At 73.0% G+C, this 15316-nt stretch carries 13 protein-coding genes and 3 tRNA genes; 11 read left to right on the top strand and 5 right to left on the bottom strand.

Annotation, left to right across the window (positions count from 1 at the left end; translation table 11 throughout):
• Positions 1–15 precede the first annotated feature (15 nt).
• The gene (gene htpX / locus ACWHYA_RS08475) at positions 16–891 is read left to right on the top strand and encodes a zinc metalloprotease HtpX (RefSeq protein ID WP_425944120.1); all 876 of its coding nucleotides are present in this window, start codon (positions 16–18) and stop codon (positions 889–891) included.
• A gap of 6 nt (positions 892–897) precedes the next feature.
• On the opposite strand, the gene ACWHYA_RS08480 is transcribed toward htpX, so the two are convergent.
• The 3 genes from ACWHYA_RS08480 to ACWHYA_RS08490 form a co-directional block, all read right to left on the bottom strand.
• Entirely contained in the window at positions 898–2337 is a 1440-nt protein-coding gene (locus ACWHYA_RS08480) for a hypothetical protein (RefSeq protein ID WP_425944118.1), read from the bottom strand.
• 24 nt (positions 2338–2361) lie between these two features.
• Positions 2362–2904: an RNA polymerase sigma factor gene (locus tag ACWHYA_RS08485; protein ID WP_425944116.1), complete on the bottom strand. Its 543-nt coding sequence runs from the start codon at positions 2902–2904 to the stop codon at positions 2362–2364.
• Positions 2905–3066: 162 nt separating this feature from the next.
• A tRNA-Tyr gene (locus tag ACWHYA_RS08490) sits at positions 3067–3152 on the bottom strand.
• Between the two features lie 77 nt (positions 3153–3229).
• Between ACWHYA_RS08490 and ACWHYA_RS08495 the strand changes: the two genes are divergently transcribed.
• The 4 genes from ACWHYA_RS08495 to rocD all read left to right on the top strand — a co-directional run bounded on the left by ACWHYA_RS08495 (position 3230) and on the right by rocD (position 8045).
• Positions 3230–3727, top strand: a complete 498-nt coding sequence (locus ACWHYA_RS08495) for a YajQ family cyclic di-GMP-binding protein (protein WP_425944114.1) — start codon at positions 3230–3232, stop codon at positions 3725–3727.
• A gap of 121 nt (positions 3728–3848) precedes the next feature.
• A complete protein-coding gene (locus ACWHYA_RS08500) occupies positions 3849–5315 on the top strand; it encodes a DUF4389 domain-containing protein (protein ID WP_425944112.1) in 1467 nt (488 codons plus the stop codon).
• Between the two features lie 16 nt (positions 5316–5331).
• Positions 5332–6687 carry an MFS transporter gene (locus ACWHYA_RS08505; RefSeq protein WP_425944110.1) on the top strand — a complete coding sequence of 452 codons (1356 nt, stop codon included), beginning with the start codon at positions 5332–5334 and terminating at the stop codon, positions 6685–6687.
• 134 nt (positions 6688–6821) lie between these two features.
• Entirely contained in the window at positions 6822–8045 is a 1224-nt protein-coding gene (rocD, locus tag ACWHYA_RS08510) for an ornithine--oxo-acid transaminase (protein ID WP_425944108.1), read from the top strand.
• Between the two features lie 109 nt (positions 8046–8154).
• Here rocD and ACWHYA_RS08515 read toward each other — a convergent pair whose 3' ends face one another.
• Both ACWHYA_RS08515 and ACWHYA_RS08520 read right to left on the bottom strand, forming a co-directional pair.
• A complete protein-coding gene (locus tag ACWHYA_RS08515) occupies positions 8155–10224 on the bottom strand; it encodes an acyl-CoA dehydrogenase family protein (protein ID WP_425944106.1) in 2070 nt (689 codons plus the stop codon).
• Between the two features lie 29 nt (positions 10225–10253).
• A complete protein-coding gene (locus ACWHYA_RS08520; RefSeq protein ID WP_425944104.1) occupies positions 10254–10934 on the bottom strand; it encodes a TetR/AcrR family transcriptional regulator in 681 nt (226 codons plus the stop codon).
• Positions 10935–11039: 105 nt separating this feature from the next.
• Between ACWHYA_RS08520 and ACWHYA_RS08525 the strand changes: the two genes are divergently transcribed.
• From ACWHYA_RS08525 to rpmG, 6 genes are all read left to right on the top strand, one after another.
• A complete protein-coding gene (locus tag ACWHYA_RS08525; RefSeq protein WP_425944102.1) occupies positions 11040–12350 on the top strand; it encodes an acetyl-CoA C-acetyltransferase in 1311 nt (436 codons plus the stop codon).
• 1 nt (position 12351) lies between these two features.
• A complete protein-coding gene (locus tag ACWHYA_RS08530) occupies positions 12352–13773 on the top strand; it encodes a 3-oxoacyl-ACP reductase (RefSeq protein WP_425944100.1) in 1422 nt (473 codons plus the stop codon).
• Positions 13773–14732 (top strand): MaoC family dehydratase, encoded by a 960-nt coding sequence (locus tag ACWHYA_RS08535; RefSeq protein ID WP_425944098.1) that lies wholly within the window; start codon positions 13773–13775, stop codon positions 14730–14732. The genes ACWHYA_RS08530 and ACWHYA_RS08535 overlap by 1 nt, the downstream gene beginning before the upstream one ends.
• A gap of 106 nt (positions 14733–14838) precedes the next feature.
• Positions 14839–14911, top strand: a tRNA-Thr gene (locus ACWHYA_RS08540).
• A gap of 34 nt (positions 14912–14945) precedes the next feature.
• Positions 14946–15022: transfer RNA gene (locus ACWHYA_RS08545), tRNA-Met, on the top strand.
• Positions 15023–15065: 43 nt separating this feature from the next.
• Complete coding sequence (gene rpmG, locus ACWHYA_RS08550; RefSeq protein ID WP_425944096.1) at positions 15066–15233, top strand: 50S ribosomal protein L33; 168 nt, start codon at positions 15066–15068, stop codon at positions 15231–15233.
• The last annotated feature ends 83 nt before the right edge of the window (positions 15234–15316 follow it).

The following is a 15316-nucleotide window of genomic DNA, read 5'->3' on the forward strand; positions in this document are numbered from 1 at the left end:
CGCGTTGGACCCCACATGCACAACCACTTCAACGGTGTGAAGACCACGCTGCTGTTCGGCGCCATCATGGCGCTCTTCCTCGGGCTGGGCGCCGTCGTCGGCGGGGGCCGCTACATCTGGCTGTTCGCCCTCCTGGGCCTGGGCGCGACCTTCTACAGCTACTGGAACTCCGACAAGCTGGCGATCCGGGCGATGCGCGCGCACCCGGTCACGCCGGAGCAGCAGCCGCAGATGTACCGGATCGTGGAGGAGCTGTCGCAGAAGGCCGGCAAGCCGATGCCGCGGCTCTACGTGAGCCCGACCGCGGCGCCCAACGCCTTCGCCACCGGGCGCAACCCCGAGAACGCGGCCGTCTGCTGCACCGAGGGGATCCTGCACCTGCTCGACGAGCGCGAGCTGCGGGGGGTCCTCGGGCACGAGCTCATGCACGTCTACAACCGCGACATCCTCACCAGCTCGGTGGCCGCGGGGATCGCCGGCGTCATCACCTCCGTCGCCCAGATGATGCTCTTCTTCGGGGGGGCCAACCGGGGCAACGGCGGAAATCCGCTCGCGATGCTGGCCATGGCGCTGCTCGCGCCGTTCGCCGCGACGGTCATCCAGCTGGCCATCTCCCGGACCCGTGAGTTCGACGCCGACGAGGACGGGGCCGCGCTCACCGGGGACCCGCTGGCCCTCGCCTCCGCGCTGCGCAAGCTGGAGACCGGCACCGCCCGGGCACCGCTGCCGCCCGAGCCCCGCCTGCAGAACGCCGCGCACATGATGATCGCCAACCCGTTCCGGGCCAAGGACGCCGGTGCCCTCTTCGCCACCCACCCGCCGATGGCCCGGCGGATCGCCCGCCTGGAGGGTATGGCGCAGTCGCGCCAGCCGGGCATCGAGCGGCTCTGAGCCGGGTCACTCCCAGCTCTGCCAGTCGATGGCCTCGTCCGCCACGGCCAGGACCGTGTAGTGCATCCCGTCGCCGGTGAGCAGCTTCCACACCGGGACCTCCAGGGAACCCCCGGTCTGGGTCCACATCGCCCCCCGCACCAGCTCGGCGTCGGTGACCGTCTTGTCCTTGATGAGCATGGGGATCTTCATGCCCGGTTCGAGCGCGACCGGCTCGGGCATCTCGTACTCCGGATAGGGCACGGACGTGTCGGCACCCTCGAGCGAGGCCGCGTCCTCGGGGAGGTAGACCCCGTAGTCGACGGAGAACTCCCGCAGGCCGTAGCGCTCGACCGCCTCGACCGGTGAGACGACCGGGTAGTCCCCGAGGGAGGTGAGCTCCCCCGTCACGCCCCAGGCGCTGACGACCCCCTCCGGGCCGACGGTGACGCTGACGCTGAGCTCCTGGAAGGTGGAGTCGGCGGGTCGGCCCTCGACACCGACGGTCCGCGAGCCGGGCTCGTCCCACCCCGGCACCTCCAGGGTCCAGTCCTGCCCGACGACCCCGGTGTCGTCGAGGAAGTCGCGGGCGGCGGCGACCGCCTGCTCGGGGGTGGGGGCCTCGCCGGTCACCTCACGGCAGTCGTCCGGGTCGGGCATCGGGACGTCCGGACCCCAGGACGCCGCCCACTCCTCCTGCATCTGCTCGCGGCTCCCGGCGTCCGGCGGCACCATCTCCCGGCACCACGGTGAGCGGAAGCTGTCCTCGTAGGAGTAGTTCAGCGCCCCGCCCTCGGTCGCGTGGACGCTGAGCATCCGGCCGGTCGCGGGGTCGTACAACCCTTGACCGGAGCCCCACAGGTCACCGGTCTGCGCCACGGTGTCCCCGTCGAGCCCCAACGAGGTGGCCCAGGTCGTCAGGAACTCCTCGGGATCGAGGTCGGAGACCAGCGCCCGCACCTCCGCGCTCGTCCGCTCCTGCGAGAGGTCCTCGCCCGCGAGCAGCCGGACCGGGCCGGGGTCGACGTGCATCCCCTCGACCGTCCCGCCGCTCGTGGCCATCCCGGCCTCCGAGGAGCCGGTCTCCGAGGCCACCATCTCCTCGAGCGGCTGGGCTCCCGGGGAGGTCCCCGTCAGCGTGCCGTCGGCGGCCGGCCCGGGCGTCCCGTCACCCGTCCGGACGGCCACCACCCCGGGGTCGTCGGCGGCGCGCGAGCCGAGCAGGTAGCCCCCCGACCCCATCCCGAGCGCCAGCGCCACGGCGGCGGCGACCCAGGGCAGGGGTGCCCTGGCGCCGCGCCCGACCTCGTCGGGCACGGCCGTGGCACGGTCGGCGTCCAGGCTGTCGGGGGCCTTGCCCGCCACGCGGGCACGCAGGGAGTGCAGGTCGGGGTGGGACCCGGTGGCCGGGTCGCTGGTCCGCAGGCGGGCGAGGGCCTCGTCGTCGGTGCTGTCGTTGTCGACCATGGTGAAAAACGCCTCCTCGGTCGTTCAGTGGTCCTCGGACCAGGCCTGGCGGAGCCGGGCCCGGGCGCGGGAGAGGGCGGCCGCGGCGCCACCGCGGGTCAGACCCAGGGCGCGCGCCAGGCCCTCACCGTCCACGCCCTCCCAGGCGTGGAGCATCAGCACGCTGCGGTCCCGCGGACTGAGCAGGGCCATCGCCGCACGCACCTCCTGGTCGGCCATCACGAGCTCGGCGGGGTCGGCCGTCCTCGTGGTGTGCCGCTCCTGCTGGCTGCCGTACTCCGAGATGAGCGTGAGCGTGGGCCGACGGCGGTGGTTGGCCAGGACGTAGGAGGCGGTGCGGTAGAGCCACGGCAGTTCGAATCCCGTCGGGATCCGCTCGCGCCGCCGCCACGCGGTGGCGAACACCTCCGCCGCGAGGTCCTCCGCGTCGTCCCGGGAGGCGCGGCGCACGAAGTAGCGGTGGACGGACGTGGCGTGGTCGGCGAAGAACGCGTCGAACCACGTGGCGTCCCTGGGGTCCGCGACGCGCGCGGCCGTGCCGTCGTCGTCGGCGAGGCTCACACCCATCGCTCCTCCTGGCGCTCGAAGCTGGCGCCGGCCCCCTGGTCGGGGGCCGACACCCGCACTATGTCGCCGGTGGCCCCGGTGTTGCACGCACCGCGCCGGAAGGTGGGCGCGCACCGTGCCGGGAACGACGAAGGGCCCCACCTCGGTGGGACCCTCGCGTGCTGGTGGCAGGTGCAGGATTCGAACCTGCGTAGGCGTACGCCGACGGATTTACAGTCCGCTTCCATTGGCCACTCGGACAACCTGCCAGTGCGCTGCGCGCGGATGAAAGGATAACAGGACGGGACCACGGGTCCGAACCGACCACAGCAGGAGGTATGCCGTCATGGCCGACTCGTCCTTCGACATCGTCAGCAAGGTGGACCACCAGGAGGTGGCCAACGCCGTCAACCAGGCGGCCAAGGAGATCAGCCAGCGCTACGACTTCAAGAACGTCGGCGCCAGCGTCGAGCTGTCCGGGGAGGTCATCAAGATGGCGGCCAGCAGCGAGGAGCGGTGCCGGGCCGTGCTCGACGTGCTGCAGACCAAGCTGGTCAAGCGCGGCGTCTCGCTCAAGCACCTGGAGTACAGCAACGACGGGGAGCCCCGGCTCTCCGGCAAGGAGTACCGCCTCGAGGCCACCCTGACGGCCGGCATCTCGAGCGAGAACGCCAAGAAGATCTCCAAGATCATCCGCGACGAGGGGCCGAAGAACGTCAAGGCCACGATCCAGGGCGACGAGCTGCGGGTGACGTCCAAGTCCCGCGACGACCTGCAGGAGGTGCAGCGGCTGCTCAAGGCCAAGGACCTGGACGTGGCGCTGCAGTACACCAACTACCGCTGAGCGGGCGGGGCCGGGTGCCGGACGGCCCGGTCCCGTGACGTTGGTCACCCCGGGGCCGGAGCCTCTTCCGGCGTCCGCGCGGCAGAGATAGAGTGGGGATGACCAAAAGAAGGTGATCGCGATGACTGCGGTCCTCGCAGCGGGAACCGTTCCCGCCTACCCCGTCCACCTCACCGCCGAACCCCGACCGGACCGGCCCTCCCGCGGACTGTGGGTGATCAAGTGGCTGCTGATCGTGCCCCACGCGATCGTGCTCGCGGTCCTGTGGGCGGCGTTCCTCGTCCTCACCGTGGTCGCGTTCTTCGCGATCCTGTTCACCGGGCGCTATCCCCGGGCGGTCTTCGACTTCAACGTCGGCGTGCTCCGCTGGAGCTGGCGGGTGGCCTACTACGCCTACGGCGCCCTGGGGACCGACCGCTACCCGCCGTTCACCCTGCACGACGTGCCGGACTACCCGGCCCACCTCGAGGTCGACCGCCCCGGGCAGCTGTCGCGGGGCCTCGTCCTCGTCAAGTGGTGGCTGCTGGCGATCCCCCACTACCTGGTCGTGGCGGTGCTGACCACCAACGGCATCCGGTGGGTGGGCGACGCCCGCGTCGACGGTCTGGCCTGGGAGACCGCCGAGGGTGCCCGGTGGGTCTGGGAGGGGGGTGGGCTGATCGCCCTGCTGGCCGTGGTCGCCGGGTTCTTCCTGCTGTTCACCGGGCGCTACCCCCAGGGCCTCTACGACCTGCTCCTCGGCCTCAACCGCTGGGTGCTGCGGGTCGCCGGCTACGCCGCCCTGATGACCGACACCTACCCGCCGTTCCGGCTGGACCAGGGTGGCGGGAGCGACCCGCAGGACACCCTGGCTCCCTACGCCCCCGCAGGGACCTCCCTGCACGCCGGGAGCCCGCTGCTGCAGGACGACGCACCCCAGGCTCCCTCCACGACGGGCCGTTCCTCGTGGACGACCGGCCGGGTCGTCTCCGTGGTCGCCGGGGCGCTGGCCCTCCTGCTGGGTCTCGGCCTCGTCGTCGGCGGCGCCGGGGTCTCCGCCCTGCGCCAGGACGGCTGGGTCACCAGCCCCACCCTGCGGGTGCAGACCGACGGGTATGCCGTGGCCACCGAGCCGCTGGAGCTGCGCGGCCTCGGTCTGGACGAGGGTCTGGGCCAGCTGCGCGTGCGCGCGCAGGACACCGACGGCGGTGAGGTCTTCGTCGGGGTCGCCCGCGCGGACGACGCGGCCGCCTACCTCGCCGGCGTCCAGCACACGGTGCAGACCGGTCCGCTCACCGCGGACGCGCGCGAGGTCGAGGGCCTCGCGCCGCGCACCGACCCCTACGGCCACGACGTCTGGGTGGCCAGCGCCGAGGGCCCCGACCGCCAGTCGGTCGAGCTCCCGGCCACCCCGGGCAGCTGGGTCGTGGTCGTCATGCCCGCGGACGGCACCGCCGGCCTGGAGGCCCGGATCGACGTGGCCGCCACCATGCCGTGGGCGCGACCCCTCGGCGGTGCGCTGCTGACCCTGGGGGTGCTGCTCCTCCTGGGCGGCGGGGCGGCGGTCGCCCTGGCCGTGCGGGCCGCGGAGGCCGACACCCGGGCGTGACCTACGATCGACCACCATGTCGACGACGACGACGCCCGCGACGAGCGAGCACGAGCAGGCCCCCACCCGCGCCGAGCGGATGGGGCGCCTGCCGTACACCCGGGAGCACACCCGCACCCTGCTGGGCGCGGGCACCGGCTGGGCCCTGGACGCCATGGACGTCGGCCTCATCTCCTTCGTCGGCCTGGCGATCGCCACCTCCTGGGACCTGACGCCGACCGAGCAGTCCTGGCTGCTGTCCATCGGCTTCGTCGGCATGGCGATCGGTGCCACCTTCGGGGGGATGCTGGCGGACCGCTACGGCCGCCGCACCGTCTTCGCGCTCACCCTGCTCGTCTACGGGGTGGCGACCGGCGCCTCGGCGCTGGCCACCGGCCTGGCGGTGCTCCTCCTGCTGCGCTTCCTCGTCGGTCTGGGCCTGGGGGCCGAGCTGCCGGTGGCCTCCACGCTGGTCAGCGAGCTGTCGCCGACGCGCATCCGCGGCCGGATGGTCGTGGCGCTGGAGTCCTTCTGGGCCGTCGGCTGGCTGCTGGCGGCGCTGATCGGGTTCTTCGTCGTGCCCCGGTTCGACGACGGCTGGCGCTACGCCTTCGCCATCGGCCTGGTGCCGGCCCTGTGGGCCGTGGTGATCCGCTGGGGCCTGCCGGAGTCCCCGCTCTTCCTGGAGAGACGCGGTCGCGCCGAGGAGGCCGAGGCGGTCGTGCGCCGCTTCGAGGACTCGGCGGGGGTGGAGCCGCCGGCCCGCAGCCGCCCGCTGCCCCCCGTCCCGCCGAAGACCCCGGGCCAGCTGTGGTCCCCGGCCCTGCGGCGGCGGACCCTGGGCATCTGGCTGGTCTGGTTCTGCGTCAACTTCTCCTACTACGGCGCCTTCATCTGGCTGCCGAGCCTGCTGTACGCCCAGGGCTACGACATGGTCCGCTCCTTCGGCTTCACCCTCATCATCACCCTCGCCCAGCTGCCCGGCTACGCGCTGGCGGCCGTCCTCGTCGAGGTGTGGGGCCGCCGGGTCACGCTGGCCAGCTTCCTCGTGGGGTCGGCGGCCTCGGCGGGCCTGTTCGGCCTGGCCGAGGGGACCACCCAGATCCTGGCCGCGGGCATGGCCCTGTCCTTCTTCAACCTCGGGGCGTGGGGGGCGCTGTATGCGGTCACCCCCGAGATCTACCCCACCTCGGTGCGCGCGTCGGGGGCCGGGGCCGCGGCCGGGTTCGGGCGCATCGCCTCCATCGTGGCCCCGCTGTCGGTGCCGGTGCTGCTCGGTCTGTGGGGCAGCGCCGGTCTCTTCGCCCTCTTCGGCGGCACGTTCCTCGTCGGGGCCGTGGCGGCATACCTGCTGCTGCCCGAGCGCGCGGGGGAGAGCCTCGACGCGACCTGAGCGACGCCGACCCGGCTTTGCATACCTATTCTCGGCATCGCATACTTAGTCGATCGAGTCCGGCGGTGCCGCCGGACCGTGCCTCCCCGACCCGCACCCCGGTCCACCCCCGGCCCCACCCTAGGATGACGCGTATGACGCAGCTGTCGACCAACCAGGACTTCATCGACCTCGAGGACAAGGTCGCCGCCCACAACTACAGCCCGCTGCCCGTCGTCGTGGAGCACGCCGAGGGGATCTGGGTCACCGACGTGGAGGGCCGGCGCTACCTCGACGCGCTCTCGGGCTACTCGGCCCTGAACTTCGGCCACCGTCACCCCGCGCTGGTGCAGGCCGCCAAGGACCAGCTGGACCGGTCGACGCTGACGAGCCGCGCGTTCCACAACGACCAGCTGGGTCCCTTCTGCGCGTCGCTGGCCGAGCTGGTCGGCAAGGACATGATCCTGCCGATGAACACCGGGGCCGAGGCGGTGGAGACCGCGCTGAAGATCGCCCGCAAGTGGGGCTACCTCGTCAAGGGCGTGGAGGCGGAGCAGGCCGAGATCATCGTCATGGACGGCAACTTCCACGGCCGGACGACGACGATCATCTCCTTCTCCGACGACCCCGAGGCCCACGACCACTACGGGCCCTACACCCAGGGCTTCGTCTCGGTGCCCTACGGCGACCTGGCCGCGGTCGAGGCCGCGATCCACGACAACACCGTCGCGGTGCTGGTGGAGCCGATCCAGGGCGAGCAGGGCGTGAAGATCCCCAAGGAGGGCTTCCTGCCCGGGCTGCGGCAGCTGTGCACGGACCGGAACGTGCTGATGGTCGCCGACGAGATCCAGGCCGGCCTGGGTCGGGTGGGCACCACCCTGGCCTGCCAGTACGAGGGCGTCGAGGCCGACATGTACACCCTGGGCAAGGCCCTGGGCGGTGGCATCGTGCCGGTGTCGGCCGTCGCCGCTGACGCCGACGTCATGGGGGTCATCACCCCCGGCACGCACGGGTCGACGTTCGGCGGCAACCCGCTGGCGGCGGCGGTCGGCAAGGCCGTGTGCGACCTGCTCGCCACCGGGGAGCACCAGCAGAACGCGGCCACCCTGGAGGGGCAGTTCCGTCAGGACCTGGAGGCCCTCATCGGCCAGGGTGTGGACGAGGTGCGCGTGCGCGGGCTGTGGGCCGGCGTCGACATCGACCCCGGGCTGATGTCCGGGAAGGAGGCCTGCAAGGCGCTCGCGAAGAAGGGCGTGCTGGCCAAGGACACGCACGGCTCCACGATCCGGCTGGCCCCGCCGCTCACCATCACCGGTGAGGAGCTGAAGATGGTCACCGACGCCCTCACCGAGGTGGTCGCCGAGGCCCGGGAGGGCTGAGACCGGCCCGGCCAGACCGACGACACGCCCGGTCGCACCGACCCCGGGGGTTCACCTGAACCCTTTGGTCGGTGCGGCCGGGCGTGTCGGCGTGACGGGACGCCGCTGCTCAGGCCTGGGCGCCCGGCGTCCACCGGGCGGGGTCCTCGGCGAGCATCGCCGAGCCCAGCCAGGCCTCCGGCACGCCCATGCCCTCCACGAGCTCGAGGGCGTGCGGCCGCAGCTCGGTGCACAGCGCGTTGATCTGGGCGGTCACCGCCTTGGCCCGCGCGGCCGACATGCGGTTGTGCGACTGGAACCAGCCGGAGTCGGCCTCGATGGAGCTGAGCGCGTAGAGGGTGCACAGGCGCTCCAGGACGTCGCGCACCTCCCCGTCCTGGCAGGCCTCGACGCCCTCGACGAAGGCCTCCAGGACGACCCGGTCCATGTGCGTGCGGGCCGCCATCAGCACGTGGTCCTGCGCGTCGTTGAAGGCCGCGAAGGAGTCCTCGTCCTTGGCCCGGGCACGCATCCGGTTGGCCAGCGTCTGCAGGACGTGCTTCTCCCGGTCCACGAACATCGACAGGTGCCAGCCCCGGTCGAGCAGCGTCTCGTCCTCCGAGCGCCGGGCGGCGGCCGCGACGAGCCGGTTGACCAGCGGCCGGACGGCGGTCGCCTCGACCACCTGGCCACCGATCATCCGGGCGCCGGCCGCGACCATGCCCCGGGTGTCCAGGTCGCCCCACATCTCCTGGTAGCCGGTCAGCAGACCCTTGGCCACCAGCTGCAGCAGGACCGTGTTGTCGCCCTCGAAGGTGGCGAAGACGTCGGCGTCGGCCCGCAGGACCGTGAGTCCGTTCTCGGCCATGTACCCCGCCCCGCCGCACGCCTCACGGCATACCTGCAGGGTGTCGTTGGCGAACCGGGTGACGACGGCCTTCAGGCCGGCGGCCCGGGTCTCCAGCTCGCGCTGGGCGACCTGGTCGCGCTCGGGGGCCTCGTGCAGCTCCTGGAGCCGCTCGATGCACTCCTCCAGCGCGAAGGCGTGCGCGTAGGCCGTGGCGATCGCCGGCAGCAGCTTGAGCTGGTGGGCCCGGTAGTCCATGAGGACGACCTCGCCGTCCCGGCCGGGGGCGCCGAACTGCCGCCGCCGCAGGGCGTAACGGGTGGCGATCGACAGCGCCTTGCGGGAGGCGACCCCGGCGCCGGCGCCGACGCAGATGCGGCCGCGCACCAGCGTGCCGAGCATCGTGAAGAAGCGCTTGCTGTCGCCCTCGATGTCGGAGACGTAGCGGCCCTCGTCGTCGATGCCGCCGTAACGGTCGAGCAGCATCCGGCGGGGCACGCGCACCTGGTCGAAGGCGATCGTGCCGTTGTCCACACCGAGCAGACCACCCTTGGGACCGTTGTCGCCGAGGGTGACGCCCGGCAGGGGCCGGCCCTCCTCGTCGCGGACCGGCACGAGCACGACGTGCACGCCGTGGCCGGTCCCGTCGACGACCAGCTGGCCGTAGACGGCCGCCATCCGGGCGTCGCGGGCGGCGGCCCCGATGTAGGTCTTGACCGAGGACGGGGTGGGGGAGTGGACGACGAGCTCGTCGGTCTGCGGGTCGTGGGTGATCGTCGTCTCCAGGGAGGCCACGTCGGACCCGTGCCCGAACTCGGTCATCGCGTAGCAGCCGATCTGCTCCATCGAGATCACCGGGGGGAGGAACTCCTCGTGGTGGCGCGCGGTGCCCAGCGAGGTGACCGCTCCGCCGTACAGCCCGAAGTGCACGCCGGACTTGACGGTGACGGACAGGTCGCCGTGGGCGGTCATCTCGAAGTCGACGCAGGAGCGCCCGATGTCGTCCAGCCCGCCGACGGAGGTCGGGAAGCCGGTGCCGCCCAGGCCCAGGTCCAGCAGCGCGCGCAGGGTCTGCACCGTCCAGTCGCGGGCCTCCTCCATCGTCATGGCGGGGTCGCGCACCATGAGCTCGGCGGGCAGCGTGGTGCGCATGAGGTCGCGGACGGGTCCGTAGCGCCCGGCGGTCGCCCGGCGCAGCCCCGCCCCGAGCGGGGTCAGGTCCTCGGTCGTGCGCACGGTGGTGGCGGCCTCGGTCGCCGCCGAGGTCATCGGCACCCCGGCCGCGGCCGGGGCGTCGGGGGCGCCGGGGAGCGCCCCGGTGGAGGTGCTCGCCTGGGTGGTGGTGTCGGTCATCGTGGTCCTCCGGTATGACGTGGAGCTGGTCACGGGTGGGTTCGGGCCTGGGGACGGGTCAGGGCGGGGCGCAGCAGGGCCACGACCGCCGTGGTGAGGGTCTCGGAGTCCTGGGCGGTGTCGCCCGGGCGGGTCAGCCAGTGCTCGGAGGCCGAGCGGACCATCCCGACGACCATGTGGCCCCACAGGGGGGCCAGGACGGCGGCGTCGGGACGGCCGGTGGTGTCGAGGTGCTCGTGCAGGATGGTGCCCAGCTGCTCGGCGATGCGGTCGGTCAGCTGGTGGACGGGGTCGGCGGGGTCGACCTCGGTGGTCTCGAGCGGCCGGGTCATCACGAACCGGTAGATCTCGGGGTCCTGCTCCACCAGCCGCAGGTAGGAGCGGACCATCGCCGCGATCCGCTCCACCACGTCGTCGCTCGTCGCGCGGGCCTGGGCCAGGTCGGCCAGGATGCGGCCGTCGACGGCCTCGACGACCGCGCGGTAGAGACCGGTGCGGTCCCCGAGGTGGCGGTAGAGCACGGTCTTGCTCGTGCCGGCCTCGGCGGCGATCTCGTCCATCCCGACGCCGGCCCCGTGCGAGCGCACCGCCCGCAGGGCCGCCTCGACGAGCTGACGTCGTCGCTCGGTGCGGTGGGCCTCCCAGCGCACGTCGCGGCCGTCCCGGGCCCCGCGGACGGGGCCCCGACGCGGTCGGCCGACGGTGGTCATGACGCCCACAGTACCGCGTACCGGACGTATCGGCTACAGTCGGTACCGGATACCTTTCCGCCCACGTCGTGCCGGTTCCGGTGCCGGCCGCCCCGAGGAGTGTCGATGACCGACCAGCCCGACCAGCCCGTCCAGCCACGTCCCCGAGAGGCCGTCGTCGTCGGCGGCAACCGCATCCCGTTCGGCCGCGCGGGCGGGTCCTACGCCGCGGCCTCCAACCAGGCCATGCTCACCGCCGCGCTGGACGGGCTCGTCGCCCGGTTCGGGCTGGCCGGCGAGCAGCTGGGCGAGGTCGCCGCCGGTGCCGTGCTGAAGCACTCGCGCGACTTCAACCTCACCCGGGAGGCGGTGCTCGGCTCGGCCCTGGCGCCCACCACCCCGGCCTACGACCTGCAGCAGGCCTGCGGCACCGGCCTGGAGACCGTCATCCAGGTGGCCAACAAGATCACGCTCGGTCAGATCGAGGCGGGCGTCGCGGGCGGCGTCGACTCCGCCAGCGACGCCCCGATCGCCGTCGGTGAGGGGCTGCGGAAGGCGCTGCTGAAGGCCAACGCGGCCAAGAGCCCGCTGCAGCGGGCCAAGGCGCTCGCCGGCATCCGGCCCGGGGACCTGGCGCCCGAGACGCCCCGCAACGCCGAGGCCCGCACGGGTCTGTCGATGGGGGAGCACCAGGCCCGCACCGCCAAGGAGTGGGGAATCTCCCGCGAGGCCCAGGACGAGCTCGCCGCGGCGAGCCACCACAACCTGGCCCGCGCCTGGGACTCCGGCTTCTTCGACGACCTGGCCACCGGCTTCCTGCGGCTCGCCCGCGACGAGGGCCTGCGGCCGGACACCTCCGTGGAGAAGCTGGCCACCCTCAAGCCGGTCTTCGGCAAGGGGGAGGGGGCGACCATGACGGCCGGCAACTCCACGCCCCTGTCCGACGGCGCCGCCACGGTGCTGCTGTCGAGCCGCGAGTGGGCCCAGGAGCGGCACCTGCCCGTGCTGGCCCGCTTCGTCGACGCGCAGGTCGCCGCGGTCGACTACGTCTCCGGCGAGGAGGGCCTGCTCATGGCCCCGGCCTACGCCGTACCCCGGATGCTGGCACGGCAGGGGATGAGCCTGCAGGACTTCGACCTCTACGAGATCCACGAGGCCTTCGCCTCCACCGTCCTGGCCACCCTGGCCGCCTGGGAGAGCGAGGAGTTCACCCGCGAGCGTCTCGGCCTGGACGCCCCGCTGGGGTCGATCGACCGGGCGAAGCTCAACGTCAACGGGTCCTCCCTCGCCGCGGGGCACCCCTTCGCGGCCACGGGCGGGCGCATCGTGGCCACGATGGCCAAGCTGCTCCACGAGAAGGGCCCCGGTTCGCGCGGGCTCGTCTCGATCTGTGCCGCCGGCGGCCAGGGTGTCGTCGCGATCCTGGAAGGGTGCTGACATGGCCGACCTCGTGCAGCTGCTCACGTCCAACCCGCTCGCCCGCCAGCTGGGCGTGCCCCAGCCGACGCGGCTGCGCCGCGGCCGGACCCTGCCGACCGGGCCGGTCGTCGTGGGCGCCGCCGGCGGGTCGCCGACCCTGGTGCGGCGGACCCTGGACGTCCTGGGGGTCTCCGCCGAGGAGGCCCTGGTCGACACGCCGGAGACGCGCGTGACCGAGACCACCGACGAGGGGAGCACCCGGGAGGTGCCGGCGCCCTACCCCGGGAAGATCGGGGCGGTGCTCGTGGACGCGACCGCCGCGACCGCCCTGGAGGACCTGGAGGCCCTGCGCGGCGTCCTGCGCCCGGCGCTGAAGGCTCTCGAGGCCTCGGGCCGGGTCGTCGTCGTGGGGGTGGAGCCGGAGACGGCCGGGGGGCCGGTGGCGGTCGCCGTCCAGCAGGCCATGGAGGGCGTGGTGCGCAGCGTCGGCAAGGAGCTGCGCAGGGGTGCCACCGCCAACCTCGTGCGGGTGGACCTGCTCACCGACGCCCCGACCACCCCGACCGACCTGGCCTCGACGCTGTCCTTCCTCCTGGAGGGGCGCTCGGCCTACGTCTCCGGACAGGTGCTGCACGTCGGTCACGCCGACGAGGCGCGCGTCACCGAGATCACCTCCGAGCGGCCGTTCGAGGGTCAGGTCGTCGTCGTCACCGGCGCCGGCCGCGGCATCGGCGCCAGCATCGCCGAGACCTTCGCCCGGGACGGGGCCATGGTCGTGGCGGTCGACGTGCCGGCCGGTGGTGAGGGCCTGTCCCAGGTGGCCAACGGCATCGGCGGGACCGCGCTCCAGCTGGACATCACCGCTCCCGACGCCGGCGAGCGCATCGCCGGCCACGTGGCGCAGCGGTTCGGCGACGCGGCCAGGATCCACACGATCGTGCACAACGCGGGCATCACCCGCGACCGGCTGCTCGTCAACACCGACGAGGAACGCTGGGGCAGCGTGCTCGAGGTCAACCTGGCCGCCCAGATCAGGATCAACGAGGTGCTGCTGGATCCCGGCCTGTCCGGCGGGCTGGACGACGGCGGGCGGATCGTCGGGGTCGCCTCGACCTCCGGCATCGCCGGCAACCGCGGGCAGGCCAACTACGCCGCCTCCAAGGCCGGGGTCGTCGGCCTGGTCCGGGCGATGGGCTCCGACGCACGCCTCGCCGACCGTGGCATCACGGTCAACGCCGTCGCCCCCGGGTTCATCGAGACCGAGATGACGGCGAAGATCCCCGTGGCGACCCGCGAGATCGGCCGGCGGATCAACTCGCTGCAGCAGGGCGGTCAGCCGGTGGACGTCGCCGAGACCATCGCGTGGTTCGCCCAGCCCGCCAGCGCCGCCGTCACCGGCCGGGTGCTGCGGGTCTGCGGCCAGTCGCAGCTGGGGGCGTGATGGGCGACGTCGACGTCCGTCTCCTCGACGGACCACCCAGCATCCCGGCCCTGTTCGCCCGGGCGGTCGCCACCTCCCGGGGTCGCCGCGGCGCCGCCGGGAGCCTGCCCCGCCACCGACTCGTCCTTCCCGGGGTCGAGCAGGACCTGGCCCGCCTGCGCGACTACTGCGAGGTCACCGGTGACGTCCTGGGGGACACCGTGCCGGCCACCTGGCTGCACGTGCTCACCTTCCCCCTGCAGGTCCGGCTCATGGCGGACCGGTCCTTCCCGTTCGCCATGGTCGGGATGGTCCACGTGGCCAACTCGATGACCCTGCACCGTCCGGTCCGGGTCGCCGAGACGCTCGTGCTCTCGACCTGGACCGAGAACCTGCAGCCCCACCGGCGCGGCCACACCGTCGACCTGTGCGGCGAGGTGCGCGTGCAGGACGAGGTTGTCTGGGAGGGCCGCAGCACCTACCTGGCCCGGTCGAGCTCCTCGGACGACCAGCAGGCGGAGCAGGACCGGCCGAACCCCTCGTCGGAGGGGTCGGACGGCCCGGTGCCGACGGCCGAGATGGCCCGCTGGCGCCTTCCTGCGGGGCTGGGGCGGCAGTACGCCGCCGTCTCGGGCGACGCCAACCCGATCCACCTCACCGGCGTGACCGCCAAGGCGTTCGGCTTCCCGCGCGCGATCGCGCACGGGATGTGGACGCACGCCCGGGTGCTCGCCGCCGTCCGGCCCCGGGTGCCGGAGGTGGCGACGGTCGACGTGCAGTTCCGCAAGCCCGTCCTGCTGCCGTCCACGGTGGTGCTGCGCGGGGAGCTCGAGCCCGACGGCGCGCGCCTGGCCGTCACCGACCGCGACGGCGGCCGCCTGCACCTGACCATGCAGGTGGGGCGGGCCGCGTCGGCCACCGGGACCGACGTCGACGCCGGTGAAGGGGGGACCTCCGACGCCGGTGACGGCCGCCCGTGAGGCCGTCCACCGATGCCGGACGGGACGTTTTGGACTGCCCGGCACGGTCGTGTAAAGTTGCGGATCGCTGCCTGCGGGCCGGAAGGGCCGGCAGGAACGACAGTCCGCCCCCATAGCTCAGTCGGTAGAGCGTCTCCATGGTAAGGAGAAGGTCAACGGTTCGATTCCGTTTGGGGGCTCTGGCCGGCCGACCCGACGTGGGTCGCCGCCCGAGGCGGGATAGCTCAGCTGGTTAGAGCGCACGACTCATAATCGTGAGGTCGCGGGATCGAGCCCCGCTCCCGCTACCACCCCGACAGCAGCACCCCATCGTTCCGAGAGCAGGTTTGCACCGTGGCCAAGAGCACCGACATCCGCCCCAAGATCACCTTGGCGTGCACCGAGTGCAAGGAGCGGAACTACATCACCAAGAAGAACCGGCGGAACCACCCCGACCGGCTCGAGATGGCGAAGTTCTGCCCGCGCTGCGGCAAGCACACCGCCCACCGCGAGACCCGCTGACCCGGGTCGAGCAGCACGAGGCCGTCACCCCCGCCGGGGTGGCGGCCTTCGTCGTCCGGGAGCGCGTCCCCACTAGGCTGACC

It is taken from the genome of Ornithinimicrobium carbonis, from assembly GCF_977012275.1.

Bases quoted from the DNA above. Each gene is read 5' to 3' on its own strand.
- ACWHYA_RS08480 (WP_425944118.1), bottom strand. From the start codon at position 2,337: ATGGTCGACAACGACAGCACCGACGACGAGGCCCTCGCCCGCCTGCGG.
- htpX (WP_425944120.1), top strand. From the start codon at position 16: ATGCACAACCACTTCAACGGTGTGAAGACCACGCTGCTGTTCGGCGCC.
- ACWHYA_RS08530 (WP_425944100.1), top strand. From the start codon at position 12,352: ATGGCCGACCTCGTGCAGCTGCTCACGTCCAACCCGCTCGCCCGCCAG.
- ACWHYA_RS08505 (WP_425944110.1), top strand. From the start codon at position 5,332: ATGTCGACGACGACGACGCCCGCGACGAGCGAGCACGAGCAGGCCCCC.
- ACWHYA_RS08495 (WP_425944114.1), top strand. From the start codon at position 3,230: ATGGCCGACTCGTCCTTCGACATCGTCAGCAAGGTGGACCACCAGGAG.
- ACWHYA_RS08525 (WP_425944102.1), top strand. From the start codon at position 11,040: ATGACCGACCAGCCCGACCAGCCCGTCCAGCCACGTCCCCGAGAGGCC.
- rocD (WP_425944108.1), top strand. From the start codon at position 6,822: ATGACGCAGCTGTCGACCAACCAGGACTTCATCGACCTCGAGGACAAG.
- ACWHYA_RS08515 (WP_425944106.1), bottom strand. From the start codon at position 10,224: ATGACCGACACCACCACCCAGGCGAGCACCTCCACCGGGGCGCTCCCC.
- ACWHYA_RS08500 (WP_425944112.1), top strand. From the start codon at position 3,849: ATGACTGCGGTCCTCGCAGCGGGAACCGTTCCCGCCTACCCCGTCCAC.
- ACWHYA_RS08535 (WP_425944098.1), top strand. From the start codon at position 13,773: ATGGGCGACGTCGACGTCCGTCTCCTCGACGGACCACCCAGCATCCCG.
- ACWHYA_RS08520 (WP_425944104.1), bottom strand. From the start codon at position 10,934: ATGACCACCGTCGGCCGACCGCGTCGGGGCCCCGTCCGCGGGGCCCGG.
- ACWHYA_RS08485 (WP_425944116.1), bottom strand. From the start codon at position 2,904: ATGGGTGTGAGCCTCGCCGACGACGACGGCACGGCCGCGCGCGTCGCG.